Genomic DNA, 20,963 nt, shown 5'->3' with positions numbered 1-20,963 from the left:
CCGCTGGCGTGCATAGGGTGAAGCTGGGGCGTGTGCCTTCAGGGAGGTGTGACATGGCCGCGGACTGCGAACACGTCGAGCAGGCGGGAGACCCGGCACCCCGTGCGGTGGGTTGCGAGGAGTGTCTGTCCAGCGGGTCCAGCTGGGTGCACCTGCGGCGCTGCCTGTCCTGCGGGCACATCGGGTGCTGCGACTCGTCACCCAACACGCATGCGACGAAGCACTTCCATCGCACGCACCATCCCGTCATCCAGTCCTTCGAACCGGGCGAGGACTGGGTGTGGTGCTTCGAGGACGAGGTCTTCCTGGAGCACCGGCCCGTCATCACCGACGAGGCCCGGCCGTAGCGCGTTGCCGCTCCAGTCGCCCTGGGGCCCGACGGTGGGCGAGGACTGCCAGCCGAAGCGGACGGAAGGGCCGGGCGCGATGCAGGCCATGGCGAGGCTCTCTCCCCGTATCATGCGAGGCGCTGGGGCCGCGACGTAGCGGTCCTCTTCGTCAAGGGATGTCATGGCACTCGATGGGAGCATCGCGGAGCTCTTCGCGCAGCTCGAACACTTTCGTCAGTTTCCAAAGTACTCGCTCGAGCGCCGTGTGGATGTCTTCCTCGCGCTCTTCATCGAGGAGTTCCTGTCAGAGCAGTGCAATGCGCCCGTGCGCATCATCGCGCCGGAGTTTCCATTGAAGAAGGAATTCGGCAATCAGAGCACCAACGTAGACTATTTGCTCCGTCGCGACGGGCCGAGTCCTGCGTGGCTTCTACTGGAGCTGAAGACCTCGGCGGATTCATTCTGCGACCAGCAGCTCCGCACCTACCTTGAGGCGCGAGCTGTCGGGATGGAGGCGCTGCTGGGACGCATCCGCACCATTCAAGAGGCCACGAATCATCGCGAGAAGTACGAGCACCTGCTCCAGGCCGTGGCGCGCGAGGTCCCCGTCGAAGTGGAGTGCGAGGTCGTCTATCTGGCACCCGTCTTTCCCAGGTCTCTGTCGGAACACGTGCGGGTCTTCACTCTCGACGCGTTCGCCGCATGGCGTCCCACGAAGCGGCATCTGGAGTTGTGGCCGCACGTGAGACAGTTGCTACAGTCCTTGCATCGCTGAAGGCCACGTGGCTTGCCAGCCCGCAGCGGACCTGCCCGGTCGTCCTCCGTCTGCATGTCAGCCCCACCCGGTAGGACGGAGCTGGCGGAAGGAACGTTCCTTCCGCGGGCGGGTCGGTCCGGCAGGGGGTGGGCAGATGATGGAGCTGTACCAGCAGTTCGTGGCCACGCGGATGGAGGAGGCGGCGGCGGTGATGGCGCAGCGCGGCTACGACAACACCCCGGCCGCGGAGCTGGCGCGGGTGATGCGCATGTCGGTGGGCTCGCTGTACCGGCGCTACGGCAGCAAGCGCGGCTGTGCACTGGCCATTCGGGACTTCTCCGACGACGAGCTGTACCGGTATGCGCGCTACGAGTTCCAGATGGCCAGCACGGACGAGGGCGCGGGCTTCCGCGAAGGCTTCTTCGCCCTCTGGAGGCTGCTGGCCCACTACGTGTTGCGGATGCCCGGCGTCTTCAGCTTCGTCTTCCTGCACGCCCGTCCGGAGCAGGGGCGTGACGACGAGCGAGGCTGGCGGGTGCGAGACCTGGTCCGGGAGGTGGTCAGCCAGGGCGAGCGTGACGGGGTGCTGGAGCCGGGGTCCACGATGGCGAGGACGTGCCTGGTGTGGGGCGCGCTGGCGGAGCTGGGACGGGTGGCGATGAAGTGGGAAGGGGCGGTGACGGAGGAGGACGTGCTCGCGTCGGCGGAGGCGCTCTGGCGGGCGCTGGGGCCCAGGGAGACGTCGGCGCCCCGGGGGCCTGGCGGCATGCCGCCTCCAGAGGGCGAGAAGGCCTCGGTTGAGGTGCCTTGCAGTGGCGCGGCTGCGGCAATGGAGGATGGCGCGGCGGCGCATCCGCCTCCAGAGGGCGAGAAGGCCTCGGACGAAGTGCCCGACCGTGACGCGGCGAAACCCATGGCTGATGACGCGGCGGCGCCTCGGCCAGGCGCTCCACCCGTGGAAACGAAGCGTCCCAAAGCCATGGCGGAGGGCGGTACTCCGGCAACTGCCTCGCCCGAAGACTCAGGGCCGCGCGGATTGAGTGCTTCACCTGCGGGGGTGGGAGCGGCGCGGTTTGAAGCCATGATGGCTGGAGAGGCCCTGGCAGCAGCTCACGATGCCCCGGCGTTCGGGCGCTCGATGCACGCCAGGCCCCGGCGCGCACTTCGATGCGGCCCTGCCGGGACGAGGACAATGCACTCAGGAGGCTCCTTCCGGGCTACGTGGCACGCAACGCACTGGAGGCCATGGCGCTCGCCGCGTTCCCGCATGCCCTGGCTTCGAGCGGTCTTGGAGCCTCCGGACTCCGCAGGACTCTTCCGCGTCATGAATGAGCCCGCGAGGATGCCGGCGGCTCCCCTCTGCTGATGAGAGGGAGCCACCGTCGCGTCCCCTCACGCGGCCACGGGCTCGACGCGCGGGCGGGTGCGCGCGGAGAGCTTCTTGCGGCTTCCTCCCTTGCGCAGGACATCCAGCGTGACCTCCTCGTCCGTGGCCAGGGCCATCAGCCGCTGCAGGTCATCCACGCTGTTCACCGTCTTGCGGTTGATGGCCAGCAGCAGGTCATCCACCTGGAGCCCGGCGTCGTGGGCCGGCGTGCCGTCCTGCACCTTGAGTACCTTCACCGCGCGCGGCTGACCGGTGTCCTTTGCCAGCCGCGTGTCCAGGTTCACCGCGGTGGCCGCGATGCCCAGGAAGCGCCGCTCCACCTTGCCGCGCTGGATGAGCAGGCTGGCCACCCACGCGGCCGTGCTGGCACCCACCGCGAAGCCAATGCCCTGCGCATACGGCAGCACCAGCGTGTTCAGCCCCACCACCTGCCCACGCGTGTTGATGAGCGGACCGCCCGAGTTGCCCGGGTTGATGGCCGCATCCGTCTGGAGCATCCCCTCCAGCAGGACCCCGTTGGGCAGCGGGAGGCTGCGGTTGATGGCGCTCACGACTCCGAGCGACACGGACTGCTCCAGCCGGAACGGGTTGCCGATGGCCATCACCAGCTGGCCCACGCGCACGGACCCTGGCTCCGCGAGAGGGAGGGTGGGGAAGTCCGTTCCCTCGGCGCGGACCACCGCGAGGTCCGTGGGCGCATCTCCGCCCACCAGCTCGCCGCGGAGCTCCTCGCCGTTGGAGAGCTGGATGGTGAGCTTGCGCGTGCGCATCACCACGTGGCGGTTGGTGAGGACGTAGCCGTCCGGGGTGAGGAAGAGCCCCGTGCCGTGGCCGCGCGAGTGCTCCACGCCCACCACGGCGGGAGCGGCGCGCGCCACCAGGGCTTCGAGGTCATCGGAGAATTGTTGAAGCAGCTTCATGGCGTTCCTTTCCCTGCCTTCCTCACGGACGCTTGCCGACGGTGATGGGCACCTCGCGCACCTCGCCAGCGCGGAGCACGCGGGCCTGGACGGTGGTGCCCACCTTCTCGTCGCCCAGGTAGCCCAGCAGGTCCTCCACCCGGTGCAGCGGCTGGCCGCCCAGGCTCACCAGCACGTCGCCCATCTGCAGTCCGGCCTTGTGCGCCGGGCCGTCGGGCTCGATGGAGAGGAAGATGAGGCCGCCGTCACTGCCGGCGGCGGACGTCAGGTGCTGCGGGATGCGGACGGGGTACGCGCCCACGCCCAGGTAGCCCCTGCGTACGCCGCCATGCTCCCGGAGCGTGGACGTCACGCGGGTGAGCGTGTCGCCGGGGATGACGACGGCGGCGGTGCGGGAGAAGGCGGCGGTGAGCAGGCCCACGAGGCGGCCCTGCGCGTCCACCAGCGCGCCGCCGGAGAAGCCGGGCGGCAGGTCAGCGTCCGTTTCGAGGTAGCGGTCCACGCGGCCCCCGGCGTGGGTGCGCCAGCCGTCACCGTGGGTGCTGACCATGCCGAGCGTGGCGCGAGCGGTGCGACCCGGGCGGCCGACGGCGACGACGAGGTGGCCCACCTTCACGTCATCGAGCGGGGCGGGGGCGAGTGGGGTGAGGCCAGACACGTCGGCCTTGAGGAGGGCGAGGTCGGTGCTCGGGTCCCTGCCGATGAGCTCGGCGGAGACGGCACGGCCGTCGGCGAGGCCGACCTGGATGTGGCCCTCGTGCTCGACGGCGTGGCTGGTGGTGACGATGTGGCCCTCGGCGCTCCAGACGATGCCGGTGGCGCCTCGACGGCGGCGCGCGTCGACCCGGACGACGCTGGGGGCGGCGCGCTCGACGACGGAGGCGAGGGAGTGGGAGAGGGACTGGAGGTCGGTGGACATGGCGGCTTCCTTTCGAGGCAGAACGTAAAGGCCTCGAAAAGGCGCCACATCGGCAGACCGGGCAGGAGGTGGAGCTACCCGTTCGGGTAGGTGGCCTCTCCGTTTGGAGGAGTTCCGGCGCGGCCTGAGCAGGAGCCGGGCCTGGAGAGCAGCCAGCCTGCCGGGCGGTGCGCTCTCCTCCCGTCAAGAGGCTCACGCCGGGTGAAGGCATTCCTAGCTTCTCCAGGGTCCATCCCAATCCCGAGAAATTCCATCCCGAAGCTGAACGTGAGGTGAGCCCATGCAAGAGACCCGTGAGAACACGACGAAGCCGGCGCAGGGCATCACTCCTGGCGACCGCCAGGAGTTCGAGGCGCTGCTGAAAGACTACGACGTGGCGCTCCTGACCACGCGCGGTGTGGACGGGCACTTCCACACGCGGCCCATGGCCCTGTCGAAGAAGCGCCGGTCCGGCTCCGAAATCTGGTTCGCCACCTGGGTGGATACCCAGAAGGTGCATGACCTGGAGACGGACCCGCACTGCTCGCTCGCCTTCCACTCGACGGAGAACAGCTCCACGTACCTCTCCGTGTCGGGCGTCGTGGAAATCGTGCGGGACCGGAAGGTCATCCACGAGTTGTGGGAGCCCGGCTGGAAGCCCTGGTTCCCCAAGGGCCCCGACGAGGGCGACATCGCCCTGCTGCGCTTCGTCCCGGAGCACGCCGAGTACGTCCACCCCGAGGGCGGCAAGCTCAAGGTGCTCTTCAGCACCGCCAAGGCCCTGGTGACGAAGCAGCGTCCCGAGCCCGCGCCGAAGAAGGAGCTGGACCTGCACCACTGACGCCGGTCAGCCACGCTCCAGCAGTGCGCCTCCAGGCCCGAAGCCGAGCGTGAGGCACAGCACGCGCCCACTGTCCGCGAGCCGCGCATCTTCGCGCGCGGCCTCCGCGGCCAGCTCGGCGTCGTTGAGGACGAGCACCGTGCCGCCCGGCCCGGGAAGCTTCGCCGCGTCGAGGAGGTCCGCCACCAGGCGCGTGTGTCCCTCCCAGCCGTAGGTGCAGCCTCCGGGCACGAGCGCATTGTCGAGCGGACACGGCAGTGCGAGGCACAGCGCGTCCGGCGGCACCGTGACGTCCTGCTCCACGAAGGTGCGCAGGGCTCCGGCGATGAAGCGCACTGCTGCGGGGATGTGGTGCCCGTCCGCCGGGCGCGGTGTGCCGATGAGGCGCAGCGGAAGGGTGGTGGTGTCTCGCTCGAAGACGCGCAGGGCGCTGGGGCTCGCGCACTTGATGCTCGTCTGCCCGACGTCGATGGCCACGGGGCTCGCGGGCGCCGGTGGTTTGTTGACGCCCGTGTGTCCCGCGATGCGTGCCGCGGGGGCCGTGCGCAGTGCTGGTTCGTTGAGGCCTGCGTGTCCTGGGGTGCGCTCCACGGGGCTCGCAGAGGGCGGTGGCTCGTTCAGGCCAGCCTTTCCTGTAGTGCGCTCCACGTGGCTTGCAGAGGGCGGTGGTTCGTTCAGCCTGCGCTCCATTGACCTCGCCAGGAGTCTCAGGCCCGAGCGCACCGGAGCGAAGCGCGGGTCCTCCGCGACGTACACGGGACACGGCAGGGTGGCGCTGGCCTCCGCGAGCAGTCGCCCGAAGCCTTCAATGCACGCGAGGCCGCCGCTGAGCCACACCGCCTCCACCACATGCCTCGGCACCAGAAGCTGGAGCGCCTCGACGAGCGCGGGCATCAACCGGCGCGCAAGCTCCGGCTCCGGCACTCCCGCGCGCCGGTCCGCGTCGACCCGAGGCGTGCCGAGCAGCTGCCACAGCTCATGCCCCAGCACCGGGAGGTTCCACACCTCCAGCGTCGAGACGTCGGGCACCCGGTGGCGCCGTGCCACCCAACCTCCGTGGCTCACGCCGCGAGCCCGGCGATGCGCTCGGCCGCTTCCTTCGCTCCGTCATGGGCGCGATAGGACGCGGAGATGGCGGCCACCTTCTGGCGCAGCGGCGTCCCGGGCTCCAGGAGCTGGCGGAGCGCGGCGCGGCATTCGTCCACGGCCAGGGTGCGCGGCTCCAGCACGAGCCCTGCGCCCGACTTCGTGAGGAAGTGCGCCTGGATGGGCTGGTCGTTGCAGACGGGCAGCTGCAGCATCGGCACGCCCGCCGTCATTGCCTCCATCACCGAGTTGGCGCCGCCATGCGAGACGAACGCGGAGGCACGCGCGAGGAGCTGCCGCTGGGGCGCGTAGGGCACGGCCACCACGTCCCCGGGTAGCGAGCGCGTGAAGTCGGTGCCGGCCAGCTCGCCCGCGCTGAGCACCACCGTGACGCCGAGCGGAGCGGCGGCCTCGGCGATGGTGCGGAAGAGCTGCGGCTGCCACGAAATCTGGCTGCCGAAGGACACGTACACCACGGGCTTCGCGCCCAGGCGCTCCCAGGGGAAGTCCACCTCGTCCCCCCGGGCCTCGGGCGGTATCGACGGGCCGACGAGGTGTGTGGCCGGCGGAAGCCCGGCGTCGGGACCGAGAAACTCCTCGGTGGCGAAGATGAGGTTGAGGCGCGGGGACAGGCACTCGCAGTTGCGGAAGCGCGCGTCGAAGCCGTGGCGGGCGAACAGCGCCTGCCGGTCTCCGGCCAGGGCTCGCACGTTGCGCCGCAGGCCGTAGTCGCTCATCGGCTCCAGCAGCGACAGCGCCGAAGACACGCCCGCCCAGGGGATGCGCTCCTCATGGGCGGTCAGCACGGCGGCGTACTGCATCCCGTCCAGCGCCATGACGTCCGGGCGGAAGCGGCGGACCACCTCGCGCACGGGCTCGAGCAACGCGGGCACCGCGTCCAGCAGCAGTCCGCGAATCCACTTTCCCAGCGCCACCTCGTCGAGCACCAGCCGCGCCAGGACCTCTCCGCTCGTCTCGATGGTGGGGGCGGGGGACTCGGGAGAGGGCAGGTGGAGGACCTCCACGCCGAGCCCGGCGAGCTGGGGTGCGGGCTCGGGGATGCACAGCCAGCCCACGGTGTGCCCCAGGCGGCGCAGCCACTGGGCCACGCCAATCATGGGGTTGAGGTGGCCCTTCTCGGGCGAGGTCGCAATCAGGATTCGGGACATGGCGTGCGGTACAGGCAGTGCCTGTGGAGCATGGCGAGGGACACGAGCCGCATCAACAGCCGGTCCATTCCACCGGCCTCCGGCGCGTCGGGAGACAGGCGTGTGTAGCGCTCCAGCAGCGCCAGCGCCGCGCCAGGGTCGATGACCTCCAGGGGCTCCAGCCGGGAGGGGGCGAGCCAGGCGCGGTACAGCTCCAGCCAGCGCTCCCGGACGGGGCTGGACAGGGCTGTCTGTGCATAGCGGGGCGTCTTGCGCGCGAGGCGGACCTCGTCGGGGACGAGTGAGCGCACGGCGTGGCGGAAGAGCCACTTGCCGACACCGTCTCGTACGAGCACGGACTCGGGCAGCGCCAGCGCCACGTGTGCGAAGGCTGCGTCCAGATAGGGCGTACGCAGGGTGAGGCCGTGGACTTTCGCGCCTCGGAGCTCTGGCGGAAGCACCAGCTCGCGCAGCACCCAGGCGGCGTGGCGGACCTCCTCGGAGGCGCCCGCCTCGTCGGGGGAGGGCGCCCAGGGCTCGCGAGTCGTCCCCAAGTTGTCCACAGCGGAGGGACGCAGCACCTCGCGGGCGAGCCTCCGGTCCTCCTCCACGCGGGCCCGCGCTGCCACGAGGGCCTGCGGATTGCCGAGGAGCACCTCGTCCGCGCCGGCCCCGCTCAGCATCACCGACGCACCGAGTGCGCGGGCCTCCGTGTAGAAGATGAAGCTCGCCACGGCGCGGGCGTTGATGAGCGCCGTCTCGTTGGCCAGCACCGCCGCTTCGAGCATGTCTGGCAGCCGGGAATCGGGGACGGGCACGTCCACCAACTCCACCCCGGCGGCTCGCGCCACCGTCCTCGCGTTGCGCCGCTCCGTCGCATCCGCGAAGTGGACGTCCATCGTCCAGGCGCGAATCCGCCCCGGGGCGTGGCGCGCGGCCAGGGCGCACAGCGTCGCGCTGTCCACGCCGCCGCTCAGGCTCACGTCCAGTGCTCCTGTGGCCACGTGCTGGCCCACGGTGTTCGACAGGGCGGTGAGGAGCGCCTCCTCGCTGAACGTCTCCCCCACTGCCTCACGCAGGATGCGCGGCACCGGCACCGGCACGCGGCTCACCTCACGGAACAGGCTCTTCTCCGGAGCCAGCGCATGCAGCAGGAACGCCGCGACGGCCTCCGGCTCCAGTGCCTCCGGCGCGAGCCTCCACACGGAGTCCACGCGCTGCTCCGAAGCGCGAGCCTGGTAGCGGGGCAGGGTGGCGAGCGGGCCGCTCGCATCGCCGGGGACATGGGACACACAGCCACTGTGACAAGCGCCCGGGGCTCGGGGCAACCCCGCTATAGTCCCGGCCGTGCGCTACGAGGTCCACGACGGCCGCATCCTCACCTGGTCCCTGGAGACGCACGTCGCCACCCACTGCAACCTGCGCTGCGTGCAGTGCTGCCCCCTGTCGCCGCACCTGCCGGCCTGGGCCGTGACGCCGTCCGCACTGGAACAGGACCTGCGCCGGCTGGCCCGGGTCCTCCACCCCAACGTCTTCAAGCTCACCGGTGGAGAGCCCTTCCTCCACCCCGACCTCCCCGCCGTGCTGGACGCCGTGCGCGCCTCCGGCATCTCCGAGCAGGTCTCCATCACCACCAACGGCTTCCTCGCCCAGAGCGCCCCGGACGCCGTCTACGAGCGGCTGGACCGGATGACCCTGTCCGTCTACTCCTCCGCCCCGCTCCCCGAGCGCTCCATCGCCCGCATCACCGAGCGCTGCGAGCAGCACGGCGTCCACCTCACGGTGAAGCCCACCGACACCTTCCAGCAGCTCACCCCGGACGCCCCACACGACTCCGACGCCGCCGTGCGCGACGTGCACGCGCGCTGCTGGCTCAAGGTCCGCTGCCACCTGGTCCACGCCGGCCACTTCTACGCCTGCACGCGTCCGCCACACGTGGCCACGGTGCTCGGCGCCACCTACCCACAGATGCCCGCGCTGGCCACCGTGGACGGCGTGTCGCTGGACGCGCCGGACCTGCTGGAGCGGATGCTCGGCTACCTGGAGCGGGACACGCCGCTGGCCACCTGCCGCTACTGCCTGGGCGCCAGCGGCGCATGGCTGCCCCACGCGCAGCTGCCTCGCGCCGCGCGGGGCTGAGGCTCCGCTTCAGCGCGCGCGCTTCTCGGGCGCCTTCGGCAGCGTGGACTGCATCGACGCCGGGTAGCGCTCTCCGGCGGCGACGCCTGGAGGCGCGACGGTCTCGATGGTCTCCAGCACCTCCTTCGTGAGCTTCACGTCCAGCGCGCCCAGGTTCTCATCCAGGTACTTGCGCCGCTTGGTGCCGGGGATGGGCGCCAGCTCCCTCCCGCGCGACAGCACCCAGGCCAGGGCGAGCTGCGCGGGCGTGCACTTCAGCTCCTTCGCCAGCCGCTCGATGTGCTCCACCAGCTTCAGGTTGCGCTGGAAGTTCTCTCCCTGGAAGCGCGGAGAGCTGCGCCGGTAGTCGTCCTCCGCCAGGTCCTCGAAGCGCTTTATCTGCCCGGTGAGGAAGCCGCGCCCCAGCGGGCTGTACGGCACGAAGCCGATGCCCAGCTCGCGGCACGCCGGCAGCACGCTGTCCTCCGGGTCCCTGCTCCACAGCGAGTACTCACTCTGTACCGCGGTGATGGGATGCGTCCGGTGCGCGCGCCGCAGCCCGTCCGCGTCCACCTCCGACAGGCCGAGGAAGCGCACCTTGCCCTCCTCCACCAGCCGCGCCATCGCCCCCACCGTCTCCTCGATGGGCGTGCCCGGGTCCACGCGGTGCTGGTAGTACAGGTCGATGACGTCCACGCCCAGCCGGCGCAGGCTGGCCTCGCACGCCTGCTTCACGTACTCCGGCCGGCCGTTGATGCCCCGCTTCGTCGGGTCCTTCGCGTCCCGGACGATGCCGAACTTCGTCGCCAGCACCACCTTCGCACGGTGCGGCTTCAGCACCCGGCCCACCAGCTCCTCGTTGGCGCCCCAGCCGTACATGTCCGCGGTGTCGAAGAAGGTGATGCCCCGCGCCAGCGCGTGCAGCAGCGTGGCCTCCGACTCCGCGTCGTCCCGGCCCGCGTAGAAGTCAGACATTCCCATGCAGCCCAGCCCCAGCGCCGAGACGGTGAGGCCCTGCTTCCCCAGCTTCCGTGTGTCCATTGTCGTCAGCCTCTCTTCGTGATGACGCCCCGGGGCTTTCACCTCGACGCGGGTGGAAGATGGTCAGCGTCATGCCGCCGTCGAGGACGGCATGCTCGGCGGCCCGCAGGGACGTCAGGGGGCCGAACACCCGCTCCGTGGGACGAGGCGCGTCACGCGGACGGCGTGAGGTGGTGCGTGGGCAGCTCCACGGTGAAGGTGGAGCCCAGGCCCGGCTGGCTCTCCACCCGGACGCAGCCACCCTGCGCCTCCACCAGCGTGCGGGTGATGTAGAGGCCCAGCCCCAGCCCGCCGTAGTGGCGCTCGGACACCGCCCGCTCGAAGCGGCCGAACAGGCGCGGCAGGTGCTCCGGGTCGATGCCGATGCCCTCGTCCCGCACCGACAGCCGCACCCCGCTGGAGAGGGCCCCCAGGCTCACGTGGATGGGCCGGCCATTGCCGTACTTCACCGCGTTGTCCACCAGGTTGGTGACCACCTGCTCCAGCCGGAGCCGGTCCCACCGGCCATTGATGGGCCCGTCCGCGCCCTCGAGCCGGAGCGTGGAGCCCGCCCGGGCCGCATGCGGCTCGTACCGCGCCATCACCTCGCGCACGAGCCCGCCCAGCTCCACATCCTCCAGCTCCAGCGTCAGCCGCCCCGCGGCGATGCGCGACACGTCCAGCAGGTCGCCCACCAGCTCCGACAGCTTCTTCACCTGGCGGGTGCCGACCTCCACGTAGCTCTCCACCACCCGCCGGGGCACCGCGTCGGAGTGACGCGACAGCTCCCGCGCCAGGGCCTGCAGCTTCAGGCTCAGCGGGGTGAGCGGCGTCTTCAGCTCATGGCTGGCGATGGACATGAACTCGTCGCGCAGGCGGATGGCCTCGCGGGCTTCCTGGTAGAGGCGCGCATTGTCCATGGCGAGCGCGGCCCGGTGCGCCAGCTCCCTGCCGAGCGCCAGGTCCGCCTGCGTGTACTGCCGGCCGGAGCGCGAGGTGAAGAAGCTGAGCACCCCCCGGGTGTGCCCGCGCGCCACCAGCGGGACGGAGATGAAGGACACGGGGTTACAGGCCCGCATCACCCGGGCATGCTCCGGGCTGTGCGCGCTCTTCTCGAGGCGCTCGGGCGTGAAGCCCTCGATGAGGAGGGCCTCGCCCCGGAGCAGGGCCGCGGTGGGAGGATGGTCGGGGTTGCCCTCGGGACGCAGCTGGAAGCGCAGCACCTCGCGCGCCAGGTCGGCGTCCTCCGGGGCGGCGTGGGCCACCTCCACCCGGCGGAACGTCCCGTCCGGCTCCACCAGGTCCACCAGGCACCAGTCCGCGAACGCGGGCACCAGCAGCCGGCCCATGTCGCGCAGCGTGGTGGCGTAGTCGAGCGAGGAGGCCAGCGCGGCGCCCCAGTCGGCGAGGACCTTGTCGCGGGCCTCGGCCTGCAGCAGCTCCGCGGCCAGGGCCTCCGCGCGCTGCCGCGCATGCACCAGGTCCGTCACGTCGAAGCCGAACCCCGCGACGCCGTCCACCCGCCCCGACGCGTCCCGCGTGGCCTGGTAGACGAGGTTCAGGAAGGTCTCCCGCTTCGAGCCGTCAGGCTGGGCGAACCGGAGCGGCAACGCATGGCCGGTGAAGGGCTCCCCCGTCGCGTAGACGCGGTCCAGGATGTCGAACAGCCCCTGGTCCACGGTCTCCGCCACCGCCTCCCGCGCCGGTCTGCCGACCTGGGGCCGGTTGCCCAGCAGCGCGTTGTTGCGGGCATTGGAGAAGGTGTAGACGTGGTCCGGCCCGCGCAGGAGGACGACGTTCGCGGGCGCTTCCATGAAGACGGCGTGCAGCCGGGCGCGCTCCGCCTCCGCCTGCCTCCGGGCCTCGCGCTCCCGCTCCAGCAGCACCGCGCGCTCCGCCTCCGCCCGCCGCAGCATCACGTTCAGCTTCGTCATCAGCAGCGCCAGCAGGCTGAACACGGCCATGGCGATGATGCTGCCCGGATCGAGGGAGAAGCCGTGGAGCGGTGGCAGGAAGAAGTAGCTCGCCAGCACCAACGTGAGCGCCGTGGCGACGAGCGCCGGGCCCCAGCCGCCCCACCAGCCGGCCACCATGACGGCGCCGAAGAAGAACAGGAACGGGCTGGCCGACATGAAGGGCCACAGGCCCGTCTGGAGCGCCAGGGCCAGGAGGACGCCCACCAGCGCCACCGCGTACCGGGCTGTCCTCGAGGCCCGGAGCCGCGGGGTGAGGTCCCCGGACACGGCGCCCCGGGCTACGGGCGTGGACGCAGAGGAGTGAGAGGGAAGGGCGCCTGACATGACGAAGGGTGGACCTGGAGGAAGGGGCGGGTGTTCCCTGGGACGGCTTCCTGGCCGTAGCACGCCAGGGGAGCGGGCAGCGTGTCTCACTCCGCCGCGTGTTGAATGGCGGGCGGAGGGCGCTCAGCCGGGGGGCGGCCCGGCCCGGAAGGGCTGGGGCTTGGAGCCCTGGATGAGTGCCGAGACGGCCACGGAGCGTGCGTGCAGGACGACCTCCCTCCACCCCAGGTTGCGCAGCGCCGCGCGCAGGCGCTCGCACAGCGGGTCCAGGTCGGCTTCCGCCATGCCCGCCAGCTCCAGCTCGAAGCGGGAGGGCTCCACCTGGGTCAACCGGAAGGCCCTCAGCGCATGGTGCTTGAAGACCCACGCCAGCGCCCACGCATCCACCGCCCGGCCCGACGGCGTGTGGAAGTGGCACGCACCGCGCCCGCCGAAGCCCTCCAGCGTCCACCCCTGGAAGCCGCACGCGCACGCGTCCCGCCGCACCGTGCCCGAGTCTCCGGGCAGGTAGCGCAGGAGCGGCAGCACGCCAGGCCGCAGCCGCGTCACCACCACCTCGTCCCGCCCCGGCTCCAGCCACACGTCCGGGGCGAAGACATGGAAGCGGCCCGAGGACGCGTCCCGCAGGCACTCCCACGCCAGCGGCCCCGTCTCCGTCGTCGAGTAGTAGTTGAGGACGGGGGCCGGCACCGTCCGCGCCAGCGCCGCGCGCAGCTGCGCGGGCAGGTGCTGCGCGGAGGTGAGCACCAGCCGGGGCAAAGGCACGTCGCGCTGCTCCGCCAGCCAGCGCAGCCCCTCCGGGTCGGAGAAGAGCACCGCGGGGCGCACGCGGCACAGCCGCTCGCGCGCATCCCCGCGCAGGACGGAGATGCGGTGCAGCGCCCCGTCGTAGAGGATGGGCAGCCGCACCGAGTACTCCAGCCCGCCCGGCAGCGCGTCCAGCAGCACCACCCGGGGGCGCGGCGGCAGCACGGCGCCCGCGCGCGCCACCAGGAAGCGGAGCACCGCCCACATGTGCAGGCAGTCCCGCCTGTCGCGCACGACGCGCACCGGGTCGCCCGTGGAGCCGGAGCTCTTCACCACCACGCACTCGTCGGAGTCGGCGGGCAGCGTGGGCACCGCGTCCCAGTGCGCCGCCAGCGCCGTCCGCTCCAGCACGGGGAAGTGGGCCAGGTCGTCGAGCGTGCGCAGGTCTCCCGGGTGCAGCCCGGCCTCCTGGAGCCGTTGGACATAATAAGGAGAGGCCAGCAGCGCGCCGCGCAGGCCCTCCAGGCGGGCATCGAGCGCCGCGCGGGCAGTGGCTTCGTCCGCGAGGGAGGCGAAGTGGGACAGGCCGCTGGCGATGGCCTCGGCCCAGGGGAGGTGGGGGCGCTGCGTGGACGTGTCCCGGCGGAGGTGCGCGCGCGGAGCGACACGCAGGTCCACTGGGAAGGCGTCCGTCACTCGCGCCACCCGCGCGCATCGGCCTCGCGCTGCGCGGCCTCCTGGAGCTTCTTCGCGCGCTGCTCGGCCTCCTGCTTGCGCGCCTGCTCCGCGCGCTTCAGCTCCTGCTGGGCCTTGCGGTAGTCGAGCTGCTCCAGCCGCGCGGCGGACTCCCGGGCGGACTCGTTCAGCACCTGCCCGCCCACCGCCTCCACCCACCGGCGCAGGAACTCCTCCTGCCGGAAGGCGTTGGCGAGCACCATCTGCGCCGTCAGCGGCTCGATGGCCTGGAAGAAGCGCAGGAGGAGGGCGTGCGCCTTCGCGTCCTTCTTCAGCGCCGTCGCCGTCCATTCCCGCAGGGACGACGCCGTCAGCACGTGCGCGAGCACGCCCACCTGCTCCCGCCAGAGCGCGTGGTGGCCCTTGTCTTCTAGGTCCTTCCAGTCGTTCTTCGTGGGAGGCCGCAGCATCGCCAGCCGGAAGGTGTCGGCGATGATGGCCACTGCCACGGCATGCGGGTACGGCGAGACGAGCGGGGTGGCCGCGAGCTGCTTCCGAAGCGTCGAGATGTCGAAGAGCATCAGTTCTCCAGCAGGGCCCGGGCGAGGGCGGCGGCCGCCGGCCCGAAGTCCGACAGCCACGTCACCACCACCAGGCGGAAGCGCCGTTCCGCCAGCAGGGGCGCCAGCACCTTGCGCGCCTGCGTGTCGTCCGGCAGCGCCAGGAAGGCCACCAGCGCGCGCGAGCGCCGCGTCGCCTCCAGCAGCACCTCGAGGTGGTTGCCCGAGGACACGTTCGCCAGGAAGTCGCTGTCGGAGATGATGACGCGGATGGCTTCCGGCCGCTCGAGAGACAGCGTCTTCAGCAGCGCGAAGGGGTAGTCCGTCCCCCCGCCGATGTAGTGGAGGAGGAAGTCGCGCGCCGTCTCCTCGTCGTACATCCACGGGGAGACGAGGGGGTTGCCCGCCGAGTACACGATGCCCTTCACCGTGGCCTTCTTGCGAAGCGCCGAGGCGGACAGCACCTGCGCGGCCAGCGTCATGGCGTTGAAGCCCACCTCGGGGCCAGGCATGGAGCCGCTGGTGTCCAGGTAGAGCTCCACCGAGGGCACGCCCAGCTCCGAGGGCGGCGGCAGGTCCGCCTCCAGCTCGCGGCGCAGCGGCGCCACCGCCGCCAGCGGCCCCTGGGACAGCACCGTCAGCGTCCAGTCGATGGTGGCGGGGTCGTCTCCGTACTCCCACGCCTCGGGGAGGGTGCGCAGGTACGGCTCCGGGCGCGAGGGCGGGGTGGGCAGCTTCAGGATGTGCGGCTCCACCAGCCGCTTGTAGTGCCGGCCCACCAGCGCCCGCCGGAGCTTCCCGCCTCCCTCGCCGGGCAGGTGGTGGGTGATGTCGCGGATGGTCTTCAGCGCGTCCGGCGTGTCCGTGCCGGAGGTGCCGTCCAGCCAGCCCCGCTCGCGGGCCTCGGCCATGGCGTCGTCCCACTGGCCGGAGCCCCGGACGGCCGCGTCCAGGTCGTCCACGTCCGGCATCGACACGTCCCCGCCCAGCGGTATCCAGTACGTCGCCTCCTCCGGCTTGTCGACGTAGCGGATGAAGGTGGCGCAGAAGTAGAGGAACTGGAGGCGCGGCGTGGGCAGCGCGTAGAACGTCTGCGCGAACATGCGCGCCTCGGAGCGCAGGCCGGGGAAGCGCTCCTCCATCGGCGCGTGCAGCGCGCGCGGGGCCAGGTCTCCCGGGGTGAGGCCCCAGAGCTCCTCGTAGATGGCGAGGTAGAAGAAGAACAGCGGCGTCGGCGGCTCGTTCCGCACGCGCTGGAAGCCGCGGTACACCTCGGCCAGCTCCGCGGCGTGCGTGCGGCCCACCACCTCGTTCACCTGCAAGTCATAGAAGAGGTTGGTGAGCGACTGCTTCATCCCGGGGATGAGCCGCTGCTCCTGCACCCGCAGCTCCGCGTCCCAGCCGAGCGTGTGGGGGAAGCGCGCGTGGTGGCCGATTTCGTGCGCCAGCACCGCCGTGAGGCTCTGCGCCGCGCCCATGTCGTGCAGCAGGTCGAAGTGGATGACGACCTGGCGCTTCACCAGGTCGATGTACGCCAGCGGCTCGTACCCGTGGTCGTCGTCGCGCTTGAAGGGCACGTGCGGCTCGGGCGGGCTGAGCTGCACCGCCACGTCCCACAGGTCCAGCGCGTCGCGCCAGGCCGCGGCGACGGTCTCGGGCGTGAAGCGCGGCGGGCTCATGACGGGACGAGCACCACCACGAACTGCGAGGTCTCCAGCGTCCCCGCGGCCCGCCAGTCGTTGACCACGGTGGCGAACCAGTCGTCCACGCGCGGGTCGTTCCACGTCAGCCAGGTGAGCGACGGCGTCTGCTCGTGGGTGGGCTCCGGCGCCTCGCGGCAGCCCATGGCGCCCAGGCGGATGGGCGCGCCCTCCGTCAGCCAGAGGCCCTGCGTGGCCGCCTCGCGCCCGCTCAGGGCCTTGCGGTGCCGGTCATGGACGCACAGCACGGTGGGCGCCAGAAAGTGCATGGCTCCGGGCAGGAAGCGGCTGTCCTCGCTGGCCATGTGGACGAGGTAGGGCTGCGTCTGGTTGGCCAGCTTCACCTTCGGCGCCTCGGTGGCCGAGGCGATGGTCTCCTCCAGCAGGGAGGCGATGTTGGCCAGCGAGGTGAGGTCCGTGCCCACGCGGCAGAAGATGCGCTGCACCCAGGGCGGGGCGGACTCGAGGTTCTCCCCCAGGTTCCACAGCTGCGCGAGCACGCCGGCGCGCTCGGGCGCGGGGACTCCGGCGAGCAGGCGGGGCACGAGGTCCGCCCAGGCGAGGGTGAAGAAGTTCTGCCGGCCCGCGCTGGCCGGGTAGAAGTAGCCCAGGCCGATGGCCTCGGCGCCCAGCTTCAGGTAGGCGCGCACCAGCTCCTCGGCCTCGGCGGCGCGGGTGCCCGCGTCGGTGAGCGCCTGGCCCAGCTTCGGCACCGGGCCGGCGAGCAGCTCGCGCCACAGGGCCGGGTCCCACCGCACGAAGCGGCCGCGGGCATTGGCCTCCAGCTCGTCCACGAAGCCGCTCATGGCTTGCCGCCCGGGTTCTCCTTCAGCCACGTCGCGTAGTTGCGGTAGCGGCTGTACATGGACTTGAGGTGGATGAGGTCCTCGTAGACGGGGCCGGACAGCTCCTGCTTGGCGAGCAGGTCGCTCATCATCACCGTCACCGCGGCGAGGCGCTTCTCGGTGGTGCGCAGGTCCACGCCGGCCAGGCCCTTGTCCAGCTCGGTGCGCAGCGCGGACACCTTGCGGCGGATGGGCTCGTGCAGGCCGAAGCGGGCCATGGCCATGTCGAACATGTTGCGAATCCAGGCCACCCGGTCCTGGAGGAGCACCTTGTGGCCCTTCACCTCGAAGAAGGCGCTGCGGGTGTTGGGCACCAGCTTCTCGTGCAGCACCCAGGGGGCAATCTGCCGGAAGTCCTCCAGCTCCACGGCGGTGTGGCCGCGGAAGAAGGCCAGCGCCTTCGCGAAGTGGAGGATGGTCTGGTAGGCGCGCACGCTGACGCCGTTCTCCGTCTGCGTGCACAGGTGCATCTTCTTGTCGAGCGGGCACTGCTCGTTGCACACCGCCGCCACCGTCTGTCCGGCGAGCTTCAGCGTGTCCTTGTGCTTGAACTCGAAGCGCGGCGAGGCCATGCGGCAGAAGTCGAGCTGCCCGAGGAAGTAGGCGATGCGCTCCAGCACCGCGCGGGGGACCTCGACCTCCAGGATGGCGGCGTAGATGCGCTCCAGCTCGGTGGGGGAGAAGACGATTTCCTTCGGGAGGAGCTCCTCGGGAGACTTGTCGGCCTCCAGGCGCAGGAGGAGCTGGTCCATGAAGCCCGAGTTGAAGGGCACGGCGCGCACGACGACGTCGATGCGGTCCTTGAGGGCCTCGATGACCTGGAAGGTGCCGCCGCCCTGGTCGTCATTCGCCGTCAGGAACCAGGACGAGCGGCCCGCGTAGACGTACTGGTCCATCATCTCCGCGTAGCCCTCGGCCATGAGGGACAGGAGCGCGGACTGCGTCTTGGTGGGGATGCGGTTGTACTCGTCGATGATTTTCACGCGCTGGCCAATCCACTTGCGCCAGCTGACCTTCACGGCGGAGAGGTCCTCCGCCTTGAGCATGTCGGCGGGCAGGGGGGCGCCGAGCAGGTCGGAGATGGACAGCTGGGGGTGGCCGCGCTGGATGCCGCGGTGGACCTCGTCGCGGCTCATGCCGGACAGCAGGGCCATGAGGACGGCGGAGGTCGTCTTGCCGCGGCCCGGGCCGCCGACGAGCAGGGCGCGGCGGCAGGTGAAGAGGGTGAGCAGGGGGATGAGGACGAAGGAGCTGTAGCTGGTGTCGTCGGGGAGGTGGACCTCGTCACCGCCCGGGGCCTTGAGGGAGGCGGGCTGGCCGAACTCGAGGTCGTAGTAGGGGCAGATGACGGCGTTGTTGGTGATCCACCAGTACGCCTGTCGCATCTTGTCGTGGAGGCTGCCGCCGTCGCGCTCGGAGAGGTGGACGTTGAGACCCTTGTCCGCCGAGGCGCGCCCGGACAGCAGGCGCGTCATCCAGTCCTGATTGGCCATTCGCGGAGGGAGGTTAGCATCGGGGGGCGGTGGCTCACAGGGTGACCAGGCCCAGCCTCGCGGCGCGGACGACGGCCTCGGTGCGGCGCTGCACGCCCAGCTTGGCGAGCACCGCATTCACGTGGAACTTGGCCGTGTGCTCGCTGATGGTGAGCCGGTCCGCGATGGCCTTGTTCGACAGGCCCTCCGCCAGCAGGGCCAGCACCTCGCGCTCACGGGGAGTGAGGGAGTCCGGGCCGGCGGCGTGGCTCGTGACAGTCGGAATCCGGGCCGCCGCGCGCACCTCCGCCAGCGCGGGCTCGAACACCGAGAGTCCCCGCGCCACGGCATGCAGCGCGGCGGACAGCGGGGCAGGGCCCACGTCCCGGAAGAGCAGTCCCCGTGCTCCCGCCATCAGTGCCACCTCGCCCGCGGCTTCGTCCGCCACCAGGGCGAGCACCGGCGCCCCCAGGTCCGGCAGCTCCACCCGCGTGTCCGGGTCCGGCAGCCGTAGGCCCGTGTCCCACAGCACCACGTCCGGCGCCTCGCCCTCCGCGGACTCCAGCTCCACCTGGGTGCCGGTGGCCACCACCTGCACCTCGCCTCCCTGGTCGCTCAGCGCCCGGGAGAGCGCGCCCCGGGCGAGCGGGTCCTCGGCCACGAGGGCGAGGCGGAGCGGAGCGGTGGGGACGTCCAACACGGGACCTCTTCCTTAACCAGCCGCTGCCGGCCCTGCTCGGGTCGGTCATCGCTGGTAGCCTCGACTGCTCACGGGCAGCAGCCTCCGTGTCCATGAAGAAGTTTGAAGGGGGGAGGTCCAGGATGAATGCCTGTCACCCAGTGGTCGTGCTGGCCTGTGCACTGCTCGCCACCGGAGCCCATGCCGCTGCTCCGGCCCCGTACCTCAAGCCCGGCGAGGAGGTGGTGGGCCATGTCCGCACCCGCTTCTACGACGCGAAGAAGGGCGAGGCCTGGGCCGCGAAGCATCAGGGCCATGGCGCCGCCGCCACGGATGCCCAGGACTTTGCCCGCCGCACCAACGCCGCCCTCGCGGAGCTGAACGCGTCGCACACCGTCCTCTACCCTCGCGGCTCCGTGGGCCACACCGCCCTCTCCGCCATCTTCCAGGAGTTCCTCAAGCTCCCCCGCGTCGAATACACCAGCATCGGCGCCGACCTCGCCGAGACTCCCGAGGGCTTCTTCGTCCGCCACGTCTTCGCCGCCGGCCCCGCCTCCCGCGCCGGGCTGCTCCGGGGCGACAGGGTCCTCTCCGTGGAGGGCAGGCCCTTCCGCCCGCTCGACTCCTTCGAGGGTCGCGCTGGCAGGCCCACCCGCGTCTCCGTCGAGCGCAGCCGGGGGGCCGCGCCCATCACCCTCACCGTCACCCCTCGCAAGGTGAACCCCAAGGCCGAGTGGCTCGACGTCCAGCGTGCCAGCTCACGCATCGTCGAGCACGCGGGCCGGCGCATCGCCTATCAGCACCTCTACTCGTGCGCCGGCACCGAGCACCAGGAGCTCCTCCATGAAGCCCTCATGGATACCTTCGTGGCCGCCGACGCCCTCGTCATCGACTTCCGCGACGGCTGGGGCGGCTGCAACACCGACTTCCTCCACCTCTTCAACCCGCTGGTCCCCTTCTTCACCAGCATCGACCGCCAGGGCCAGCGCGGCACCCGCGCCACCACCTGGCGCAAGCCCGTGGTGCTGCTCGTCAACGGCAACTCCCGCAGCGGCAAGGAGATGGTCGCCCAGGCCCTGAAGAAGCACGGACGCGCCACGCTCGTGGGCCAGCGCACCGCCGGCGCCGTGCTCGCGGGCACGCCCTTGCGCCTCTCCAATGGCGACCTGCTCTACCTCGCCGTGTCCGACGTGGAGGTGGATGGCGTGCGCCTCGAAGGCAGGGGCGTCCCCGTGGACGTCGAGGTGCCGGACGCCCTGCCGTACGCGGCCGGGAAGGACCCGCAGCTGGACAGGGCGCTCGGTGTGGCGGCCTCCACTGTCGGCCGCAAGTGACTCATCCAGGATGTCGCTGAGCACTGCCGGGCCCGACTCGTGGGCAGGCTCGTTGCGAGACCCTGAAGAGACGAGTCCCGGAGGGCCTGACACCCGGGTGGACTCATGGCGCGGTCCCTGGTGGACCGGGGCCCGGAGGGCCTGACA

At 71.3% G+C, this 20,963-nt stretch carries 19 protein-coding genes; 6 read left to right on the top strand and 13 right to left on the bottom strand.

The features are described 5' to 3' along the window. Positions 1-53 precede the first annotated feature (53 nt). The 3 genes from LXT23_RS04800 to LXT23_RS04790 all read left to right on the top strand — a co-directional run bounded on the left by LXT23_RS04800 (position 54) and on the right by LXT23_RS04790 (position 2,452). Positions 54-347 carry a UBP-type zinc finger domain-containing protein gene (locus tag LXT23_RS04800; protein WP_253978872.1) on the top strand — a complete coding sequence of 98 codons (294 nt, stop codon included), beginning with the start codon at positions 54-56 and terminating at the stop codon, positions 345-347. 163 nt (positions 348-510) lie between these two features. Next, positions 511-1,104: a hypothetical protein gene (locus LXT23_RS04795; protein WP_253978871.1), complete on the top strand. Its 594-nt coding sequence runs from the start codon at positions 511-513 to the stop codon at positions 1,102-1,104. 136 nt (positions 1,105-1,240) lie between these two features. Further along, positions 1,241-2,452: a TetR/AcrR family transcriptional regulator gene (locus LXT23_RS04790; RefSeq protein ID WP_253978870.1), complete on the top strand. Its 1,212-nt coding sequence runs from the start codon at positions 1,241-1,243 to the stop codon at positions 2,450-2,452. 26 nt (positions 2,453-2,478) lie between these two features. On the opposite strand, the gene LXT23_RS04785 is transcribed toward LXT23_RS04790, so the two are convergent. Continuing rightward, a complete protein-coding gene (locus LXT23_RS04785) occupies positions 2,479-3,393 on the bottom strand; it encodes a S1C family serine protease (protein WP_253978869.1) in 915 nt (304 codons plus the stop codon). 22 nt (positions 3,394-3,415) lie between these two features. Next, entirely contained in the window at positions 3,416-4,312 is an 897-nt protein-coding gene (locus tag LXT23_RS04780) for a S1C family serine protease (protein WP_253978868.1), read from the bottom strand. Positions 4,313-4,592: 280 nt separating this feature from the next. Here LXT23_RS04780 and LXT23_RS04775 point away from each other — a divergent pair, with 280 nt between their 5' ends. Beyond that, the gene (locus LXT23_RS04775; RefSeq protein WP_253978867.1) at positions 4,593-5,132 is read left to right on the top strand and encodes a pyridoxamine 5'-phosphate oxidase family protein; all 540 of its coding nucleotides are present in this window, start codon (positions 4,593-4,595) and stop codon (positions 5,130-5,132) included. Positions 5,133-5,138: 6 nt separating this feature from the next. Here LXT23_RS04775 and LXT23_RS04770 read toward each other — a convergent pair whose 3' ends face one another. The 3 genes from LXT23_RS04770 to LXT23_RS04760 are packed head-to-tail and all read right to left on the bottom strand — an operon-like array spanning position 5,139 to position 8,658. Continuing rightward, entirely contained in the window at positions 5,139-6,179 is a 1,041-nt protein-coding gene (locus LXT23_RS04770; RefSeq protein WP_253978866.1) for an ROK family protein, read from the bottom strand. A 14-nt stretch (positions 6,180-6,193) separates the two neighbouring features. Then, on the bottom strand, positions 6,194-7,387 hold the full coding sequence (locus LXT23_RS04765; protein ID WP_253978865.1) for a glycosyltransferase: 1,194 nt from the start codon (positions 7,385-7,387) through the stop codon (positions 6,194-6,196). Continuing rightward, positions 7,372-8,658: an asparagine synthase-related protein gene (locus tag LXT23_RS04760; RefSeq protein ID WP_253978864.1), complete on the bottom strand. Its 1,287-nt coding sequence runs from the start codon at positions 8,656-8,658 to the stop codon at positions 7,372-7,374. The genes LXT23_RS04765 and LXT23_RS04760 overlap by 16 nt, the downstream gene beginning before the upstream one ends. A gap of 55 nt (positions 8,659-8,713) precedes the next feature. Here LXT23_RS04760 and LXT23_RS04755 point away from each other — a divergent pair, with 55 nt between their 5' ends. Beyond that, a complete protein-coding gene (locus LXT23_RS04755) occupies positions 8,714-9,505 on the top strand; it encodes a radical SAM protein (RefSeq protein ID WP_253978863.1) in 792 nt (263 codons plus the stop codon). Between the two features lie 9 nt (positions 9,506-9,514). Here LXT23_RS04755 and LXT23_RS04750 read toward each other — a convergent pair whose 3' ends face one another. The 8 genes from LXT23_RS04750 to LXT23_RS04715 form a co-directional block, all read right to left on the bottom strand. Further along, positions 9,515-10,525: an aldo/keto reductase gene (locus tag LXT23_RS04750; RefSeq protein ID WP_253978862.1), complete on the bottom strand. Its 1,011-nt coding sequence runs from the start codon at positions 10,523-10,525 to the stop codon at positions 9,515-9,517. A gap of 152 nt (positions 10,526-10,677) precedes the next feature. Further along, the gene (locus LXT23_RS04745) at positions 10,678-12,804 is read right to left on the bottom strand and encodes a sensor histidine kinase (protein ID WP_407692866.1); all 2,127 of its coding nucleotides are present in this window, start codon (positions 12,802-12,804) and stop codon (positions 10,678-10,680) included. A 123-nt stretch (positions 12,805-12,927) separates the two neighbouring features. Continuing rightward, entirely contained in the window at positions 12,928-14,247 is a 1,320-nt protein-coding gene (locus LXT23_RS04740; protein ID WP_253978860.1) for a phenylacetate--CoA ligase family protein, read from the bottom strand. After that, the gene (locus LXT23_RS04735; RefSeq protein WP_253978859.1) at positions 14,244-14,807 is read right to left on the bottom strand and encodes a hypothetical protein; all 564 of its coding nucleotides are present in this window, start codon (positions 14,805-14,807) and stop codon (positions 14,244-14,246) included. The genes LXT23_RS04740 and LXT23_RS04735 overlap by 4 nt, the downstream gene beginning before the upstream one ends. After that, positions 14,807-16,465 carry a vWA domain-containing protein gene (locus tag LXT23_RS04730; protein ID WP_253978858.1) on the bottom strand — a complete coding sequence of 553 codons (1,659 nt, stop codon included), beginning with the start codon at positions 16,463-16,465 and terminating at the stop codon, positions 14,807-14,809. Before LXT23_RS04730 ends, LXT23_RS04735 begins: the two co-directional genes overlap by 1 nt. Beyond that, positions 16,462-17,292, bottom strand: a complete 831-nt coding sequence (locus tag LXT23_RS04725; protein ID WP_253978857.1) for a hypothetical protein — start codon at positions 17,290-17,292, stop codon at positions 16,462-16,464. Before LXT23_RS04725 ends, LXT23_RS04730 begins: the two co-directional genes overlap by 4 nt. Then, positions 17,289-18,806, bottom strand: coding sequence for an AAA family ATPase (locus tag LXT23_RS04720; RefSeq protein WP_253978856.1), 1,518 nt, complete (start codon positions 18,804-18,806; stop codon positions 17,289-17,291). The genes LXT23_RS04725 and LXT23_RS04720 overlap by 4 nt, the downstream gene beginning before the upstream one ends. A 52-nt stretch (positions 18,807-18,858) precedes the next feature. Then, positions 18,859-19,503: a LuxR C-terminal-related transcriptional regulator gene (locus tag LXT23_RS04715; protein WP_253978855.1), complete on the bottom strand. Its 645-nt coding sequence runs from the start codon at positions 19,501-19,503 to the stop codon at positions 18,859-18,861. 122 nt (positions 19,504-19,625) lie between these two features. Between LXT23_RS04715 and LXT23_RS04710 the strand changes: the two genes are divergently transcribed. Further along, positions 19,626-20,816, top strand: a complete 1,191-nt coding sequence (locus tag LXT23_RS04710; RefSeq protein WP_253978854.1) for a S41 family peptidase — start codon at positions 19,626-19,628, stop codon at positions 20,814-20,816. The last annotated feature ends 147 nt before the right edge of the window (positions 20,817-20,963 follow it).

This window comes from Pyxidicoccus xibeiensis, from assembly GCF_024198175.1.
In the GTDB taxonomy this organism is placed as follows: domain Bacteria; phylum Myxococcota; class Myxococcia; order Myxococcales; family Myxococcaceae; genus Myxococcus; species Myxococcus xibeiensis.
This window is presented reverse-complemented; position numbering and strand designations above follow the sequence as displayed.

Coding starts and splice junctions, on each gene's coding strand:
- LXT23_RS04800 (WP_253978872.1), top strand. CDS start 54: ATGGCCGCGGACTGCGAACACGTCGAGCAGGCGGGAGACCCGGCACCC.
- LXT23_RS04795 (WP_253978871.1), top strand. CDS start 511: ATGGCACTCGATGGGAGCATCGCGGAGCTCTTCGCGCAGCTCGAACAC.
- LXT23_RS04790 (WP_253978870.1), top strand. CDS start 1,241: ATGATGGAGCTGTACCAGCAGTTCGTGGCCACGCGGATGGAGGAGGCG.
- LXT23_RS04785 (WP_253978869.1), bottom strand. CDS start 3,393: ATGAAGCTGCTTCAACAATTCTCCGATGACCTCGAAGCCCTGGTGGCG.
- LXT23_RS04780 (WP_253978868.1), bottom strand. CDS start 4,312: ATGTCCACCGACCTCCAGTCCCTCTCCCACTCCCTCGCCTCCGTCGTC.
- LXT23_RS04775 (WP_253978867.1), top strand. CDS start 4,593: ATGCAAGAGACCCGTGAGAACACGACGAAGCCGGCGCAGGGCATCACT.
- LXT23_RS04765 (WP_253978865.1), bottom strand. CDS start 7,387: ATGTCCCGAATCCTGATTGCGACCTCGCCCGAGAAGGGCCACCTCAAC.
- LXT23_RS04750 (WP_253978862.1), bottom strand. CDS start 10,525: ATGGACACACGGAAGCTGGGGAAGCAGGGCCTCACCGTCTCGGCGCTG.
- LXT23_RS04745 (WP_407692866.1), bottom strand. CDS start 12,804: ATGTCAGGCGCCCTTCCCTCTCACTCCTCTGCGTCCACGCCCGTAGCC.
- LXT23_RS04735 (WP_253978859.1), bottom strand. CDS start 14,807: ATGCTCTTCGACATCTCGACGCTTCGGAAGCAGCTCGCGGCCACCCCG.
- LXT23_RS04730 (WP_253978858.1), bottom strand. CDS start 16,465: ATGAGCCCGCCGCGCTTCACGCCCGAGACCGTCGCCGCGGCCTGGCGC.
- LXT23_RS04725 (WP_253978857.1), bottom strand. CDS start 17,292: ATGAGCGGCTTCGTGGACGAGCTGGAGGCCAATGCCCGCGGCCGCTTC.
- LXT23_RS04720 (WP_253978856.1), bottom strand. CDS start 18,806: ATGACGCGCCTGCTGTCCGGGCGCGCCTCGGCGGACAAGGGTCTCAAC.
- LXT23_RS04710 (WP_253978854.1), top strand. CDS start 19,626: ATGAATGCCTGTCACCCAGTGGTCGTGCTGGCCTGTGCACTGCTCGCC.